The organism is Saccharothrix algeriensis, assembly GCF_016907655.1.
Lineage (GTDB): Bacteria > Actinomycetota > Actinomycetes > Mycobacteriales > Pseudonocardiaceae > Actinosynnema > Actinosynnema algeriense.
The window spans coordinates 5,671,342-5,687,301 of the sequence record NZ_JAFBCL010000001.1; the positions used below are offsets into that span (position 1 = coordinate 5,671,342).

13 protein-coding genes are annotated in these 15,960 nt (G+C 74.9%); 9 read left to right on the top strand and 4 right to left on the bottom strand.

Going from position 1 to position 15,960, the window contains the following annotated elements; all coding sequences use genetic code 11:
• Window positions 1–35 precede the first annotated feature (35 nt).
• Genes JOE68_RS25930 through JOE68_RS25960 form a run of 7 tightly spaced genes read left to right on the top strand, consistent with a single transcriptional unit; the run spans window position 36 to window position 8,754 of the window.
• Window positions 36–1,226 (top strand): ROK family transcriptional regulator, encoded by a 1,191-nt coding sequence (locus tag JOE68_RS25930; RefSeq protein ID WP_204844893.1) that lies wholly within the window; start codon window positions 36–38, stop codon window positions 1,224–1,226.
• Window positions 1,223–2,782: an ABC transporter substrate-binding protein gene (locus JOE68_RS25935; RefSeq protein ID WP_204844894.1), complete on the top strand. Its 1,560-nt coding sequence runs from the start codon at window positions 1,223–1,225 to the stop codon at window positions 2,780–2,782. Before JOE68_RS25930 ends, JOE68_RS25935 begins: the two co-directional genes overlap by 4 nt.
• Entirely contained in the window at window positions 2,779–3,738 is a 960-nt protein-coding gene (locus JOE68_RS25940) for an ABC transporter permease (RefSeq protein ID WP_204844895.1), read from the top strand. Before JOE68_RS25935 ends, JOE68_RS25940 begins: the two co-directional genes overlap by 4 nt.
• Entirely contained in the window at window positions 3,735–4,532 is a 798-nt protein-coding gene (locus JOE68_RS25945; protein ID WP_204844896.1) for an ABC transporter permease, read from the top strand. The genes JOE68_RS25940 and JOE68_RS25945 overlap by 4 nt, the downstream gene beginning before the upstream one ends.
• A 16-nt stretch (window positions 4,533–4,548) precedes the next feature.
• The gene (locus JOE68_RS25950) at window positions 4,549–6,837 is read left to right on the top strand and encodes an arylsulfatase (RefSeq protein WP_204844897.1); all 2,289 of its coding nucleotides are present in this window, start codon (window positions 4,549–4,551) and stop codon (window positions 6,835–6,837) included.
• Entirely contained in the window at window positions 6,824–8,482 is a 1,659-nt protein-coding gene (locus JOE68_RS25955) for a dipeptide ABC transporter ATP-binding protein (protein ID WP_204844898.1), read from the top strand. Before JOE68_RS25950 ends, JOE68_RS25955 begins: the two co-directional genes overlap by 14 nt.
• Before the next feature lie 17 nt (window positions 8,483–8,499).
• The gene (locus JOE68_RS25960) at window positions 8,500–8,754 is read left to right on the top strand and encodes a hypothetical protein (protein WP_204844899.1); all 255 of its coding nucleotides are present in this window, start codon (window positions 8,500–8,502) and stop codon (window positions 8,752–8,754) included.
• A 197-nt stretch (window positions 8,755–8,951) separates the two neighbouring features.
• On the opposite strand, the gene JOE68_RS25965 is transcribed toward JOE68_RS25960, so the two are convergent.
• Together JOE68_RS25965 and JOE68_RS25970 are read right to left on the bottom strand one after the other, a co-directional pair.
• Window positions 8,952–9,407 carry a DUF4383 domain-containing protein gene (locus JOE68_RS25965; RefSeq protein ID WP_204844900.1) on the bottom strand — a complete coding sequence of 152 codons (456 nt, stop codon included), beginning with the start codon at window positions 9,405–9,407 and terminating at the stop codon, window positions 8,952–8,954.
• A gap of 224 nt (window positions 9,408–9,631) precedes the next feature.
• Window positions 9,632–10,936, bottom strand: coding sequence for a M28 family metallopeptidase (locus JOE68_RS25970; RefSeq protein WP_204844901.1), 1,305 nt, complete (start codon window positions 10,934–10,936; stop codon window positions 9,632–9,634).
• 530 nt (window positions 10,937–11,466) lie between these two features.
• Here JOE68_RS25970 and JOE68_RS25975 point away from each other — a divergent pair.
• On the top strand, window positions 11,467–12,654 hold the full coding sequence (locus JOE68_RS25975; protein ID WP_204844902.1) for a PLL family lectin: 1,188 nt from the start codon (window positions 11,467–11,469) through the stop codon (window positions 12,652–12,654).
• A gap of 82 nt (window positions 12,655–12,736) precedes the next feature.
• On the opposite strand, the gene ligD is transcribed toward JOE68_RS25975, so the two are convergent.
• Together ligD and JOE68_RS25985 are read right to left on the bottom strand one after the other, a co-directional pair.
• Window positions 12,737–13,681 (bottom strand): non-homologous end-joining DNA ligase, encoded by a 945-nt coding sequence (ligD, locus tag JOE68_RS25980; RefSeq protein WP_204844903.1) that lies wholly within the window; start codon window positions 13,679–13,681, stop codon window positions 12,737–12,739.
• A 40-nt stretch (window positions 13,682–13,721) separates the two neighbouring features.
• Window positions 13,722–14,927 (bottom strand): ROK family transcriptional regulator, encoded by a 1,206-nt coding sequence (locus JOE68_RS25985; RefSeq protein ID WP_204844904.1) that lies wholly within the window; start codon window positions 14,925–14,927, stop codon window positions 13,722–13,724.
• A 163-nt stretch (window positions 14,928–15,090) separates the two neighbouring features.
• Here JOE68_RS25985 and JOE68_RS25990 point away from each other — a divergent pair, with 163 nt between their 5' ends.
• Window positions 15,091–15,828, top strand: a complete 738-nt coding sequence (locus tag JOE68_RS25990) for a GntR family transcriptional regulator (RefSeq protein WP_204844905.1) — start codon at window positions 15,091–15,093, stop codon at window positions 15,826–15,828.
• Window positions 15,829–15,960: the final 132 nt, after the last annotated feature.

The following is a 15,960-nucleotide window of genomic DNA, read 5'->3' on the forward strand; positions in this document are numbered from 1 at the left end:
CTTCCGAGCACGCCCGCACCCCCGAGAGGTTCCCCGTGACCGAGATCCCGCGCGCGGTCCGCCCGAGCGTCCGCGCCGCCAACGCCGCCGCGGTGCTGGCGGTGATCCGCCGCGAGGGGCCGCTGTCCCGCGCGGCCATCGGCCGGCGCACCGGCCTGAGCCTGCCCACGGTGAGCAGGCAGGTCGGCGCGCTGGTGGACCTCGGCCTGCTGCGCGAGGACCCGGACCTGGCGCCGGCCGGTGCGATCGGCCGCCCGCGGGTGCCGATCACTCTGGACGAGACGGTGTTCGCGGCGTGCGGCGTGCACATCGGCGTGAGCACCACCACCTACGGCCTGGCGGACCTGCGCGGCACGCTGCTGGGCGCGGAGGAGGTCCCGACGCCGGGCGGCGGCGCCGAGGACGCGCTGGCGCACGTCGCCGGCCGGGTCCGGGCGTTCCTGCGGCGGTGGCCGCGCCGCGCGGTGGTCGGCATCGGGCTGGCCTGCGGCGGCCTGGTCGACCCGGTGCGCGGCCTGCTCGACCACGACCGGCTGGGCTGGCACCGGGTGCCGGCCGCCGACCTGCTGCGCCGCGCGACCGGCCTGCCGGTGCGCCTGGACGACCACGTCGCCGCGATGGCCAACGCCGAGCTGCTGTTCGGCCGGGGACCCCGGGTGTCCAGCCTGCTCTACTTCTACGCGCGCGAGGTGGTCGGCGTCGCGCTGGCCGTCGACGGCGCGCTGCACCGGGGACCCGTCGGCGGGGGCAGCGTCGCGCACCTGCCCGTCGGCGGCGACGCGCGGTGCCCCTGCGGCGCGACGGGCTGCCTGGAGGCGACGGTGGCCGACCGCGCCGTGGCCGAGACCGCCGTGCACGCGGGCGTGGTCGCCGAGCCGGACATCCGGCTGGTGCGCGCCGCCGCGCGGGCGGGCGACCCCGGCGCCGGCCGGCTGCTCGCCGACCGGGCCGCCGCGCTGGGCCGGGCGGTCGGGCTGCTGCGCGACGCGTTCAACCCCGACCGCGTGGTGCTCGGCGGGCAGGCCGTCACCGACCCGGCCGAGCGCCTGCCCGACCTGCTGCGGGCCTACGCCGACACCACCCGCCTGCCCGGCGCGGACATCGTCTCGGTGACCCGCCTCGGCCCCGACCTGCAGGCCACCGCCGCGTGCACCGGCCTGCTCAACCGACTCTTCGACCACCCGCTCGACCTGCTCGACGACGCCAGGAAGGCACCTGCCCGATGAACCTGACCAGACCCCTCAAGGCCCTCGCCGCCGTGGCGCTGCTGCTGGCCGCCACGGCCTGCCAGTCCGCCGTGGACGCGCAGACCGCCGCGGGCGACGCGTCCTCCCCACCGCGGCGCGGCGGGGTCGCGGAGGTGGGCGTGAACCTGGACCTGGTGCCCGCCAACGTGTTCACCAACAGCAACGTGGCCATCACCACCCTGGTCGGCCTGGTCTACGACACGCTGGTCCGCCACGACCGGGAGGGGCTGGACCCCCGGCCCGCCCTGGCCACCGCCTGGCAGGCCGCCGACGACGGCCGCACCCTGACCCTGGAGCTGCGCCAGGGCGTGAAGTTCCACAGCGGGCGGCCGTTCACCTCCGCCGACGCCAAGTTCTCCCTGGAGTCCTACCGGGACCCCAGGTGGAACGGCCAGCTCCTGAGCACCGCCGAGGTGATCACCGCCGTCGAGGCGCCCGCGCCCGACCGGCTCGTGCTGCGCCTGGAGCACCCGGTGAGCAACCTGTTCGACCTGCTGGCCACGGTGCCGGTCATCGACTCCGAGTCGGTCGCCGACATCGCCACCGGCAAGCGGTTCGTCGGGACGGGGCCGTTCGCTTTCACGTCGTGGCGGCCCAACACCGACCTGTCGTTCAGCCGCAACGCCGAATACTGGGACGGCCCGCCGCACCTGGACGGCGTGCACGTGCGGGTCATCCCGGACGGCCAGTCGCTGCTGGCGGCGGTGCGCTCGGGGCAGGTGCACCTCGCGCGCGGCATCGGCTACCGCGACGCGGAGGCCGCGGCCGCGACGCCCGGCCTGCGCGCGGTCCAGCTCGACGGCGCGGAACTCCAGGCTTACGTGGGGCTCGACACCACCGCGCCCGGCCTGTCCGACCCGAGGGTGCGCCGGGCCGTCGCCCACGCCCTGGACCGCGACCGGATCATCGAGGAGGTGTTCCGGGGCAGGGGCTACCCGACCTCGCTGCCGTGGCCGCGCACCAGCCCCGCCTACGACGAGGGCCTCGACGGCCGCCACCGCCGGGACGTGGGCAGGGCCAAGGCGCTGCTCGCCGAGCACGGCGCGCCGCTGCCGGAAATCCCCCTGACCTACGTGGGCAACGACCGGGTGTTCACCGCCATCGCCCAGATCGTGCAGGCCAACCTCGCCGAGGTGGGCATCGCGGTGAAGCTGGAACCGGTCGACTCCACGCAGTTCGTCAAGCAGCTCATCGGCGCGCAGTTCACCGGGCTGTGGACGACCAACCACTCGTGGGCGCAGCTCTCGCCCGCCACGCTGACCGTGAGCGCCTACCCGTTCAACGCGCGCCGCAACGCCTCGCACTTCTCGTCGCCGGACTACACCGCCGCCGCCGAGGCCGCGTGGAAGCTGCCCGCCGCGACCGGGCCGGCGGCGACCGCCGCCTACCGCGCGGTGTCCGAGCAGCTGCTGGCCGGCGGGTTCCTGGCGGAGATCGGGGTGGTGTTCGAGCAGGTCGTCGTGCGCGACGCGCTCCAGGGCGTCGACTGGACGCGGCGGCGCGAGCTGGACCTGGCCGGGGCGCACCTCCGGTGACCCGCTACCTGCTGCGCCGGGCGCCCTCGGCGCTGGTCGTGCTGTGGCTGGCCTCGGTGCTGGTGTTCCTGCTGATCCGGGCCATCCCCGGGGACGCGGCGGCGGTGCTCGCCGGCGCCGACGCCCCGCCCGGGGCGGTGGCCGCCATCCGCGCCGACCTCGGGCTGGACCGGCCCGTGGTCGAGCAGTACCTGCGCTGGGCCGGCGACCTGCTGACCGGCGAGTTCGGCCGGTCCTACCTGATCGGCGGCGACATCGGCGAGCTGGTCGCGGACGGGCTGGGCAACACCGCCGCGCTGGCGCTGTCGGCCCTGCTGCTGGCCGTGCTGACGGCGCTGCTGCTGGGGCCGCTGTGGGCGGCGACCCGCAACCGGTGGGTGGACCGGCTGCTGACCGCCTTCCACACCGCGTCGGTGGCGCTGCCGACGTTCGTCACCGGCGTGCTGCTGATCCTGGTGTTCGGCGTGCTGCTGCGCCTGCTGCCGACCGGCGGCGTGCCGCCCGGCGGCCTGCTGGACCGGGTCGACATCACCGCCCAGTACCTGGTGCTGCCCGCCGCGTGCCTGGCGCTGCCGGTGGCGGGCGTGCTCACCGGGTTCCTCGCCGAGGCGCTGCGCGGCGAGCTGCGGCAGGACTACGTGACCACCGCGCTCGCCGCCGGGGTGCGCCGGCGGGACGTGGTCGTGCGGCACGCCCTGCGCGGCGCGCTGCCGGTGGCCGTGACCACCCTGGGGCTCCAGACCGGGACCCTGCTGGGCGGCGCGGTGCTGGTCGAGTCGATCTTCGCGTGGCCCGGTCTCGGCCTGCTGGTGGAGCAGGGCATCACGCGGCGGGACTACCCGGTGGTGCAGGTGCTGCTGCTGCTGTCGGTGGCGGTGTTCGTGGTGGTCCAGCTGCTGACCGACGTGGCGCACGCCCTCCTGGACCCCAGGGTCCGGTTGGGCGGTGGGCGGTGAGCGCGCTGCGCCGCGGCCGGGGGCTGGTGGGGTTGGTCCTGGTGGCGCTGGTGGCGCTGGCCGGGCTCGTCGGCCCGCTGCTGGTGCCCTGGGACCCCTACCGGCAGATCGAGGGCGCGAACCTGCTCGGCCCCTCGTTCGCGCACCCGCTGGGCACCGACGACCTCAACCGGGACGTGCTGGCCCGCCTGCTGGCCGGCATCCGGGTCGACCTGCTGATCAGCTTCACCGCCGTGCCCGTCGGCGCGCTGCTGGGCTGCGCGGTCGGCGCGCTGGCGACGGTCGACAACACCCTGGACGTGGCCGTGCAGCGGCTGTTCGACGTGCTGCTGGCGTTCCCGCAGCTGATCCTCGCCGTCGGGCTGGCGGCGGTGATCGGGCCCGGCACGTGGTCGGTGGCGATCGTCGTGGTCGCGGTGGAGGTGCCGGTGTTCGGACGGCTGCTGCGGACCGCCGTGCTGCGGGTGCGCGAGGCGCAGTTCGTCACCGCCGCCGAGGTGGTGGGCGCGGGGCGCGCCCACGTGCTGCGCACCCACGTGCTGCCCAACTCGCTGGCGCCGGTCGTCGTGCAGCTCGCCCTGTCCATGTCGGTGGCCGTGTTCATCGAGGGCGCCATGAGCGTGCTCGGCATCGGCGTCAGCCCGCCGCACCCGTCGCTCGGCGCGGTGCTCACCACCTCGTTGCGCTACCTCGACCTCAACCCCCTGTCCGCCCTCGGGCCGCTGGCGGTGACCGCCGCGCTGGTGCTGGGCTTCCAGCTCCTCGCGCAGGCCGCCAACGCCGCCCGGGGCTGAGAAAGGACCGCTCCCGATGACCCTCCCCCCGAGCTACCGCGACTTCGCGGGCCGGGTCGGCCGCACGTTCGCGCGGTCGCGCCCCGCCTGGCCGGCCGAGCGCCGGTCGCGCGGCCCCAACGTCGTCGTGGTCCTGGTCGACGACCTCGGCTACGCCGACATCGGCCCGTACGGCGGCGAGGTGGCCACGCCGCACCTGGACGCGCTGGCGGCCGGCGGCCTGCGGCTGACCAACTACCACACCACGCCGCTGTGCTCGCCGTCGCGCGCGGCCCTGCTCACCGGGCTCAACCCGCACCGGGCCGGGTTCGCGGTGCCGGCCAACTCCGACCCGGGCTACCCGGCGTACTCGTTCCACCTGCCCGACGACGCGCCGTCGCTGGCCGAGTCGCTGCGCGCGGCCGGGTACGCGACCTTCGCGGTGGGCAAGTGGCACCTGACGCGGGACGCGGCGAGCCACGACGCGGCCGACCGGTCCTCGTGGCCGCTGCAGCGCGGGTTCGACCGCTACATCGGCAGCCTGGAGGGCCTGACGAACCTGCACCACCCGCACCGGCTGGTGTGGGACAACAGCCCCTACGACGTCGGCGACTTCCCGGACGGCTACTTCCTCACCGACGACCTGACCGACCGGGCCGTGCGGATGATCGACACGTTGCGGGCCAACGACCCGGACAAGCCGTTCTTCCTGTACTTCGCGCACCACGCCATGCACGGCCCGCTCGGGGCCAAGGAGGAGGACCTGGCCCGCTACCGGGGCCGCTACGACGAGGGCTGGGACGTGATCCGCGAGCGCCGGTTCGCCAAGCAGCTCGCCGAGGGCCTGTTCCCGCCGGGCACGCGGCTGCCGCCGCGCAACGGCGAACCCGGCCGGGACGTGCTGCCCTGGGCGGAGGTCCCGCGGTCGCGCCGCGAGCTGTTCGCCCGCTACATGGAGGTCTACGCCGCCGCTCTGTCCAATGTGGACGTGAGCGTCGGCCGGGTCGTGGAAGCGCTGCGGCGGCACGGCGAACTAGACGACACCATCATCGTGTTCACCTCCGACAACGGCGCGACCGCCGAGGGCGGCGCGGAGGGCACGCGCAGCTACTTCAGCCGGTTCGCGCACGTGCCCGGCGTGCCGGAGTCGTGGGAGCGTGACGTCGAGCGGGAGCTGGAGCTGCTGGGCGGGCCGCGCACCACCATCCACTACCCGCGCGGGTGGGCGCAGGCGTCCAACACGCCGTTCCGGCTCTACAAGTCCGACACCCACGCGGGCGGGGTGCGCACGCCGTTCATCGTGCACTGGCCCGCCGGCCTGGGCACGGGGCTGCGGCACCAGTACGTCTACGTCACCGACGTCGCGCCCACCCTGCTCGACCTCGCCGGAGTCACCAGGCCGGCCGACCGGCACGGCGTGCCCGCCGTGGAGGAGGACGGGGTCAGCGCGGCGCCGGTGCTGCGCTCGCCGACCGCGCCGAGCGCGCACACCGAGCAGTACACCGAGACCGGCGGCAACCGCGGCTACTACGCCGACGGCTGGAAGCTCGTCACGCGGCACCGGCCCGGAACCCCTTACGACGACGGCGAGTGGGAGCTGTACCACGTCGGGAGCGACCCCACCGAGACGACGGACGTCGCCGCGCGGCACCCGGAGAAGCTGGCCGAGCTGGCCGCCGCCTGGGAGCGCGCGGCCTGGCGCAACGCGGTGTTCCCGCTGACCGACCACGGGCCCGCGGCCGGCCTGCGCAGGCCGGCCGACGAGCGCCTGGAACGCCCGGTCGACCTCTACCCGGGAACCCCGCTGCTGGAGCGCTACCGGTCCGCGCGGCTCGTGCAGTTCCGGTCGTTCGCGGTGACGGCGTGGGTCGAGCACCGCCCCGGCGACCGGGGCGTGCTGTTCGCGCACGGCGACCAGGGCGGCGGGTACGTCGTGCACGTGGCGGACGGGGCCGCCCGGTTGACCTACAACGCCTACGGCGAGGTCCACCGGACCGACCCGGTGCCGCTGGCCCCCGGTCCGGTGGAGGTCGTCCTGCGGGTCGCGGCCCTGCCGGAGTTCCGCTGGGACCTGGTGCTCGACACCGGTTCGGGGGCGGCGAAGCTCGGCCCCGTGCCGCAGATGATCGGGCTGGCCCCGTTCACCGGCATCAGCGTCGGGGCGGACCTGGGCGGCCCGGTGGACTGGGACCTGCACGAGCGGGAGCGGACGTCCCCGTTCACCGGGGCGCTCTCGCGCGTGCGCTACGAGCCGGGCGCCCCGGCCGACTACGACCCCGGGCTGGTGGCCCGGCTGTGGGCGGAGGCCGAACGTGTCTACGACTGACCTGCTCACGATCACCGACCTGGCGGTCTCCTTCGGCGAGGCCGGCGGCGCGGACGAGGTCGCGGCGGTGCGCGGGGTCGACCTGGCGGTGGCGCCCGGCGAGATCGTCGCCCTGGTGGGCGAGTCCGGCTCGGGCAAGTCCGTGACGGCGCGGGCGGTGCTGGGCCTGCTGCCGCCGACCGCGCGCGTGCGCGGCAGCGCGCGGCTGGACGGGCGGGAGCTCGTCGGCGCGGGGGAGGAGGCGCTGCGGGCCGTGCGGGGCCGTTCGATCGCGATGGTGTTCCAGGAGCCCGCGACCGCGCTCAACCCCGTGCAGTCGGTGGGCAGGCAGATCGCGGCCGTGCTGCGGGCGCACCGCAGGCTGTCCCGGGCCGACGCGCTCCGGGAAGCCGTGCGGCTGCTGGACCTGGTCGGCGTGCCGGACCCGCGGGCGCGGGTCCGGCACTACCCGCACCAGCTCTCCGGCGGGCAGAAGCAGCGCGTGGTGATCGCCCTGGCCCTGGCCAACTCGCCACGGCTGATCATCGCCGACGAGCCGACCACCGCGTTGGACGTGACCGTGCAGGCCGAGGTCCTGGCCCTGCTGCGGGACCTGCGCGACCGCCTCGGGACGGCGATCCTGGTCATCACGCACAACATGGGCGTGGTCGCCGACCTGGCCGACCGGGTGGTCGTGCTGCGCCGCGGCCGGGTCGTCGAGCAGGCCCCGGTGGAGGACCTGTTCGCCCGGCCGTCCCGCGCCTACACCAGGGAGCTGCTGGCCGCCGTGCCGCGGCTGGGCCACCGCGACCCCGCGCCGCCGCACACCTCGCAGGACGCGTTGCGGTTCACCGACGTGACGCTGCGGTACGGCGGGTTCACCGCCGTGGCGGAGGTCGACCTGCACGTGGGGCGCGGCGAGGTCGTCGGCCTGGTGGGGGAGTCGGGGTCCGGCAAGTCGACCCTCGGCCGGGCGGCGGTGGGGCTGCTCGCCCCCGCTTCGGGCGCGGTCACCGTGCTGGGCGGCGACCCGCGCACGCGGGCCGTGCGGCGGCGGGTGGGCTTCGTGTTCCAGGACCCGGGCGGCTCCCTCGACCCGCGGATGTCCGTCCGGGACTGCGTCGGGGAGCCGCTGCGCGTGCACGGGCGGACCGACCGGTACCGGGAGCGGGTCGCCGAGCTGCTGGACGCGGTGCGCCTGCCCGCCGACTGCGCCGCGCGCCGGCCGCGCGAGCTGTCCGGGGGGCAGCGCCAGCGCGTGGGCATCGCGCGCGCCCTGGCGCTCGGCCCCGACCTCCTCGTCGCCGACGAGCCGACCAGCGCGCTGGACGTGTCGGTGCAGGCGGCGGTGCTGGACCTGCTGACCGGGCTCCAGCGGGAACTCGGGTTCGCGTGCCTGTTCATCAGCCACGACCTCGCGGTGGTCGACTCCCTGGCCCACCGGGTGGCCGTCCTGCACCGGGGGCGGGTGGTGGAGCAGGGGCCGCACCACGAGGTCCTGCGCGCGCCGACCGCCGAGTACACCAGGAGGCTGGTCGCCGCCGTGCCGCTGCCCGACCCGGTGGCCCAGCGGGCCCGGCGCGCGAACCCGGCCGGCGCCACCGCCCGACCGGGCCGGGGCGCCGGGCGGTTAGCCGCGGTCGGAACCGGCAAACCCCGGACCTGACGACCGAGGAGGAGCGGATGACCACGCCAGAGCACGACGACGACGTGTCCCGGACCGCCGCGTCGGGTGTCCCGGACATGGTGGACCCGGAAGCGGTGGACCAGGGGGCGCCGGGAGCCGGCCGGCCGGGCCTGCCGGAGCCCGACCCGAAGGACCTGGAGCGCACGCAGCACCTCATCGACGAGGCGCAGGCCACCGCGCGGGAGCTGCGGGAGACGACGCCCGACCCGTTCCCGGACTCCGACCGGGCCGAGCGCTCACCGGGGTCCTGACACCCGGGACCACCGGGGCGCGCGGGACCGTCCACGCGGGACGGTCCCGGTGGGCCGGAGCCCCGAACGCCGCCCCGGGTCGTGCCCGACCGGTCGGGCACGACCCGGGGCGGCGTTCGGGCGCGAGCAGGACGGGGGCGCGGTCGTGCGCTCCCCGGAGCGGCCGGTGCGCGCTCCGCGGCGACGGTCCGCGGTGGTCACCCGCGCTGTTCGGCGCCCGGGTACTGGCCTCGGGAGCGCTCCAGCGCCGTGGTCACCACGCCGAGCAGGATCATGCCCGCGCCCAGGCCCAGGTGCAGCCAGTTGTCGGCGTTGTTGACCGGCAGCGGGCCGCCCTCGTGGATGAACGAGCCGTAGACCCACAGCAGCAGGTACAGGCCGCCGCCCACGACGAGGAACATCCGGGACGCGCCGCGCCACGCCGACGCGACCAGGCCGAGCACCCCGAACAGCAGGTGCACGAGGTTGTGCAGCACGGACACCGCGAACACGCCGAACAGCAGCGCCCCCGTGTGCGGCCCGGCGAACGCCAGGTCGCCGGAGGTCGCGCCGGGGATGAAGCCGAGCACCCCGACGGCCAGGAACACCACGCCGACCAGCAGCGCTGCGGCCTGCACCGGACGTCGGGCGGTGCGGGTGGTTGAGGTCGCCATCATCCGTCCTTCCGTTGCGTTGTTGATCGGATACCCGTCGGCGTGCCGGGAAACCTGGGACCGGTGAAGTGGGAACGCGCCGCCGGCGTGCCCGCGCACGGGCCGCGGGCGGCGCGGACCACCCGGGACCGGGCGGTCCGCGCCGCCCGCGGAATCCGCTGTGGACGGCCCGGCGGCGGGGTCGCGGAGGACCCCGCCGCCGGGCGCCGTCGTGCGTCAGGACCTCAGAACTGCAGGTACCAGCTGTTGAGCCGGCCGACGTCCTGCGGGCCCGCGTCGCGGATGCGCAGCTTCCACACGCCGTTGGCCGCCTCGCCGGAGGCGTTGACCGTGTAGGTCGTCACCAGGTTGTCGCCGCTGTCGCTGCCGGAGTTCTTCACCCGGAACGCCGTGCCGTCCGGCGCGACCAGGTCGATCACCAGGTCGCCCCGGTAGGTGTGGGTGATGTCCACGCCCACGACCAGCGCCGCGGGCGCGTTGCCCGAGACGCCCGAGACGGTGATCGAGCTCTCGACGGTCGCCTGGTCGGGCAGGGCGAGGTCGTCGTCGTTGACGAACTTCTGACCGCCCGGAGTGCCGTCGGAGCCCGCCAGCGTCCACAGCGCGTAGCCGATGACGTCGCTCATCCGGTCCAGCGCGGTGGTGTCGATGTTGCTGATCGTGTCGCACGCGCGGTGGTAGCACCGGTCGAACGCGACACCGGCCTGGCCGCCCCACTTCGAAGCCTGGGCGGAGGTCTTGGTCGTCTCGGCCCCGGTGAACAGGCCGCCGACCGGGATGCCCGCCCGCGCGAACGCCGCGTGGTCGGACCGCCCGCCGACCGAGGTCAGCTCGGTGGCCACGACGCCGCTGAACCCGGCCTGCAGCACCTGCTGGAGCTGGGCCGACCCGGAGGGCTGGCCGCTGGCGCTGTAGACGAAGTAGCCGGGGTTGGGCGAGCCGGTCATGTCGAAGTTGAGGTACGCCTTGATCCTCGACTTCTCGGCGGCCGGCAGCTGGTTGACGTAGTAGTTGGACCCGACCAGGCCCAGCTCCTCCGCGCCCCACCAGCCGAACCGCAGGTGCTTCTTCGGCTTGAGGTTCTCCCGCGCCACGGTCAGCGCGACCTCCAGGATGCCCGCCGAGCCGGTGCCGTTGTCGTTGATGCCGGGGCCCGAGGTCACGCTGTCCAGGTGGCCGCCGAGCATCAGCACGTCGTTCGGGTCGCCGCCGGGCCAGTCGGCGATCAGGTTGTAGCCCGTGGCGCCGCCGTGGCTGAACTGCTGGACCGAGGTCGTGTAGCCCGCCGCGTCGAGCTTCGCCTTGACGTAGTCGATCGACGCCCGGTAGCCCGGCCGGCCGTGCGCCCGGTTGCCGCCGTTGTTGTTGGCGATCGTCTGGAAGCTGTTCAGGTGGGCTTGGACGTTGGACAGCGAGATGTCCGGCACGGCCAGGGCGCCGGCCGGCGCCGCGGTGACCGCGGGCGGGCTCAGCAGGGCCGCGGCGAGCAGCAGGGCGCTCGCCACCGGGGTCGTCCTCTTCAGGGACATGGCTGCCTCCGCAGGGATGTAGGGAAAGCCACGATGAGCCTGGGGGCTCGCGCAGCGCGGCGGTAGCGACGTTCGTCGTGGCACGTTCGGACGCAAAAGCGGCAATATGATTTATTCTATGACTTCAGTGCAGACTGGAATAACATATCGGTAGCCGGTTGCCCGCACGGCACGACGCGACGCGCCCGCGAGCAGGGACCCGGTGACTCGCCGGGCCCGGCTCCGACAAGTCCGTCCCCGAATCAATTCCGGGCCGGAGATCGCCGGGCCGCGGTGCTCGGGCCGGGCGCCCGGGTGGTCATCACCCCGATATCGCGATCACCGCGAAACAATCCTCGGCAGTGACGAAAAGCGCTGTGCTTCGTCCACCGTCCGGGTGTCCCCTCAACGGACGCTCGACACGCTGGACGGGCACTGCCATCGTAGGCCCGGCCGGAATGCCCCGCGTCCGGTCGACCATCCGCAGAGTCCCTGCCGCTCCGCGCATCGCCCGTATTTTTACGGAATTCGGCATGGAAAGGAAATCGACCATGGCAGGTCGACTCGTCACACGACTGCTGATCGGCGCCACAGCCCTCGTCACCACCGCGGTGGTCGGCGGGGCCGGGATTTCGGCGGCGAGAACCGCGCCGGCCGACCCGGCCGCCGCGCCGCCCGCCTCCGCCGCGCCGTTGACGTCCCCGCAGGCGGTGGGCCGCAACGCGGACGGCCGGCTGGAGGTGTTCGCGCGCGGCACGGACGGCGCGCTGTGGCACATCTGGCAGACCGCCCCGAACAACGGCTGGAGCGGCTGGGCCAGCCTGGGCGGCTACTTCTCCGGCACGCCGGTGGTGCGCAACAACGCCGACGGCCGGCTGGAGGTCTTCGTCCTGGGCGGTGACAGCGCGCTGTGGCACATCTGGCAGACGGCCCCCAACAACGGCTGGAGCGGCTGGGCCAGCCTGGGCGGTTACCTGACTTCCTCGCCCAAGGTGGGCAGCAACGCGGACGGCCGGCTGGAGGTCTTCGCGCGCGGTGGTGACAACGCGTTGTGGCACATCTGGCAGACCGCCCCGAACAACGGGTGGAGCGGCTGGGCGAGCCTCGGCGGCTACTTGACTTCCGCGCCCGGGATCGGGAGCAATGCGGATGGCCGGCTGGAGGTGTTCGTGAGCGGTGGTGACGGCGCGTTGTGGCACATCTGGCAAACGGCTCCCAACAACGGGTGGAGCGGTTGGGCCAGCCTGGGCGGTGTGATCACCACCCTGCCCGCGGTCGGCCGCAATGCCGATGGCCGGTTGGAGGTGTTCGCGCGCGGCACGGACGGCGCGCTGTGGCACATCTGGCAGACCGCTCCCAACAATGGCTGGAGCGGTTGGGCGAGCCTGGGCGGCGGGTTGAGCAGCGCGATTTCGGTGGGGAACAACGCCGATGGTCGGCTGGAGGTGTTCGTTCGCGGCAATGACGACGCGTTGTGGCACATCTGGCAGACGGCCCCCAACAACGGGTGGAGCGGTTGGGCGAGCCTGGGTGGCGTGATCACCAGCAGCCCGGCGGTGGGGAGCAACGCCGATGGCCGGTTGGAGGTGTTCGCGCGCGGTGGTGACAACGCGTTGTGGCACATCTGGCAGACCGCCCCGAACAACGGCTGGAGCGGTTGGGCGAGCCTCGGCGGCGTGCTCACGTACGGCCACGACGCCACAGCCGCGGCGGAGTCCGGGCTCCTCCTGACCGCGTGAGCGGAGCGGGTCGGTCGGCGTCCGGCGCGGGGTCGCGCCGGACGCCGACTCCTGCCGTGCCCCCTGCCGTGCTCCCCGGTGGTCAGGAGCGTCGTTCGCGGGCCCGGCGCTTGCCCTCGTGCATCGCGACGACCCGGGCGACCGGGATGTCGCGGCCCTCGGCGACCAGGTCCTCGGGGAGGGCCTGGGGCGCGGGCAGCTGCGCGGCCCACGGGTCGGCGTCGGCGAGCAGGGCGGGGGCGGTGCGGATGGTGAAGTCGCGGGGGGAGATGTCGTCCAGCTCGTCCCAGGGCACCGGGAACGACACGGGGGCGCCGGGGCGGACGCGGGGGCTGTAGGCGGCGACGACGGTGGCGCCGTGGGCGCGGGTGGAGTCGAGGAAGACCTTGCCGCCGCGCTCCTCGCGCAGGTAGGCGGTGGTGGCGGTGGTCGGGTCGAGGCGGGCCGCGCGGGCCGCGAGCGCCCTGGTGGCGGCTGCCGCGTCGTCGTCGCCCGCCGAGATCGGCACGAAGACGTGCAGCCCCTTGGCGCCGCTGGTCTTCACCGCGCCGGTGAGGCCGGCGTCGGCGAGCGCGCGGCGGACGAGCCGGGCGGCGGCGACGACCGCCGCGAAGTCCGCGCCCTCGGGCGGGTCGAGGTCCAGGACGAGGTGGTCCGGGCGGTGGCCGTCGTCGGCGCGGGACAGGGTGGTGTGGTACTCGACGGCGCGCTGGTTGGCGAACCACAGCAGGGTGCGTCGGTCGTCGCACAGGGCGTAGTCGATGCGCCGCCTGGACGCCTCGGCCCACACCGGGGTGGTGCGCACCCAGTCCGGCGCGTGCTTGGGGACGTTCTTCTGCATGAACGGCTCCTGGCCGCGCAGCGCGCGCACCACGGACAGCGGGCGTCCTGTCAGGACCGGCAGCAGCCGGTCGCGCACGGCGTCGAGGTAGTCGACCAGGTCGCGCTTGACCGCGTCCGCGCCGTCGAACAGCGGCTGGTCGAGGTTGGTCAGGGGGACGCCGTCGCGTTCTTCGGCTGCTGCCACGCCCACACCCTCCCCGGTCGGGGGCGGGCGGGCAAGCGGGTCACAGCAGGGCGGTGAGGCGTTGTTCGACCTGGTCCAGCGCCATGCGGACGGCGCCGAGGGCCACGTTGCCCGCGCCGAGCGCGGAGACCAGCAGGTCGACGGGCACCAGCACCTGCCGGCCGAGGCGCCGGCGGACGGCGTCGAAGAGCACGTCGCCCGCCCGGGACACGCTGCCGCCGACAACGACGCGCTGCGGGTCCATGATGAGCAGCTGCACGGCCAGGCCGCGGGCGAACCGGGTGGCGATGGTGTCCACCACGGACAGCGCGGCCGGGTCGCCGGCGACGGCGGCGTCGAACAGCGGCGCGATGTCGTCGGACGCGGCGAGCCGGTCGCGCAGCGGGCTGTCGCAGCGCTGGGCGCCCAGCCGCCGGATCTCGCCCGCGCCGACCAGCCGCTCGAACGCGCCCAGGCCGTCGGCGGGGGGTTTGGGCTCGTCGTCCAGGTCGGTGACGAGGTCGATGAAGCCCAGTTCGCCGGCCGCGGAGGACGCGCCCCGGTAGGGCTTGTCGTCGATGACCATTCCGGTGCCGATGCGCTCGCCCCACTGGACGAACAGCAGGTTGTCGCCGGCTTCGCCGCGCCACCGCTCGGCGAGCACGGCGAGGTTGACGTCGTTCTCCAGGCCGACGGGGCAGCCGAGCCAGTCGTGCAGCTCGGCGATGACCGGCAGGCTGCTCCAGCCGGGGATGCTGGGTGCGAGCACGACCTCGCGGCGGTCGTGGTCGACGATGCCGGGGGTGCCGACGGCGACCGACCACAGGTCGGTGGGCGCGAGGCCGGCTTCGGCGGCGGCCCGGACGAGGGTGGTGCGCAGCAGGGCCGCCAGGTGCGGGCCGGTGGGGTCGGCGGGGGTGGTGGCGCGGCGCTGGGCGAGCACGGTGCCGGCCAGGTCGGCGATCATGACCAGGACCCGGTGGGGCCCGATGTCGATGCCGGCGACGTGGCCGAGCTCGGCGCGGAAGCGGGCGCGCTGGGCGGGGCGGCCGATCTGGTGCTCGGTGGTGCCGGCGTACTCGGCGATGCCGGCCTCGGCGAGGGTGGTCAGGGCCCGGGTGACGGCGGGGCGGGACAGGCCGGTGGCGACGACGAGGTCGGAGACGGTGGCGGTGTGGCCCCGGGCGTCGCGCAGCGCGTTGAGCACGGCGGTGGCGTTGATCCGCCGCAGCACGTGCGGCCCGGTGGCCGCTGATCCCGAAGACACCACGCCTCGCTTCCGCCGGCAGGTGGCGCGCACGCCAGCCGCGAAGACTAACAGAGCCAAGAGCTTGACAAGTGGTCCAGACCATAGCAGAGTATCGAACGGTTCATTACTAAGTGCGCCCAGCTCACGTCCCTGCGGTGAGATCGGCTCAGGGGAGGCGGCAGTGGAAGACGTGAAGTACCGGCTGATCGCCGATCACCTGATCGGGGCGATCGACCGCGGGGAGTACCCGGTCGGGAGCGCGCTGCCGACGCTGCACGAGCTGATGAGCCGGTTCGGCGTGGCCCGCGGCACCGCCCGCGCCGCCGTCGCCGTCCTGGTGGCGCAGGGGGTGGCGACGTCGAAGCAGGGCCTGGGGACCCTGGTGTGCGGCACGACCACCCCGCCGGAGCGGCAGCTGCCGCGGATGCTGCCCGACGGCGCGACCTACCCGAAGGTGGTGCTCAGCGGCTGGACCGCCGCCGGCCCGGAGGTCGCCGGGCGCTTCGGCCTGGCCACCGGCAGCCTGGTGGTGCACCGCATCCGCCACCACCACACGGGCCCGCGCGTGACCGGCATCGACCAGCAGTGGCTGCCCAGGGCCGTGGCGACCACCATCGAGCAGCACACCGGCCACGACATCTCCGACCGCAACGACACCCCGCACCCGGACCTGACGCCGCTGCTGCGCAACGCGGGCCTGGACCCGATCGTGGCGACCGTGCAGCTCGACGCCCGGCTGCCCAGCCGCGCCGAGGCCGACACCCTGGACATCCCGGCCGACGAGCCGGTCCTCGTCGTGCACCGCATCACACACGGCTCGTCCGGCACCCCGGTGGAGGCCACGACCACGGTGTCCAGCACGGGGGTGGCAGCGCCGAAGTTCACCATCCCGCTGACCGGCCTGACCCTGGCAGGCTGAACCCCGCGGGCACCGGTGGGCCGGCGCGGGCCGGCCGGCGCAGGTCGGACACCGGTCGGCCGGCGCGGGAGGGGTGACGCGCACGGACCGGCGCGCACGGGCGGCGACCCGTTCGGCGCTGGGCGCGGCGGT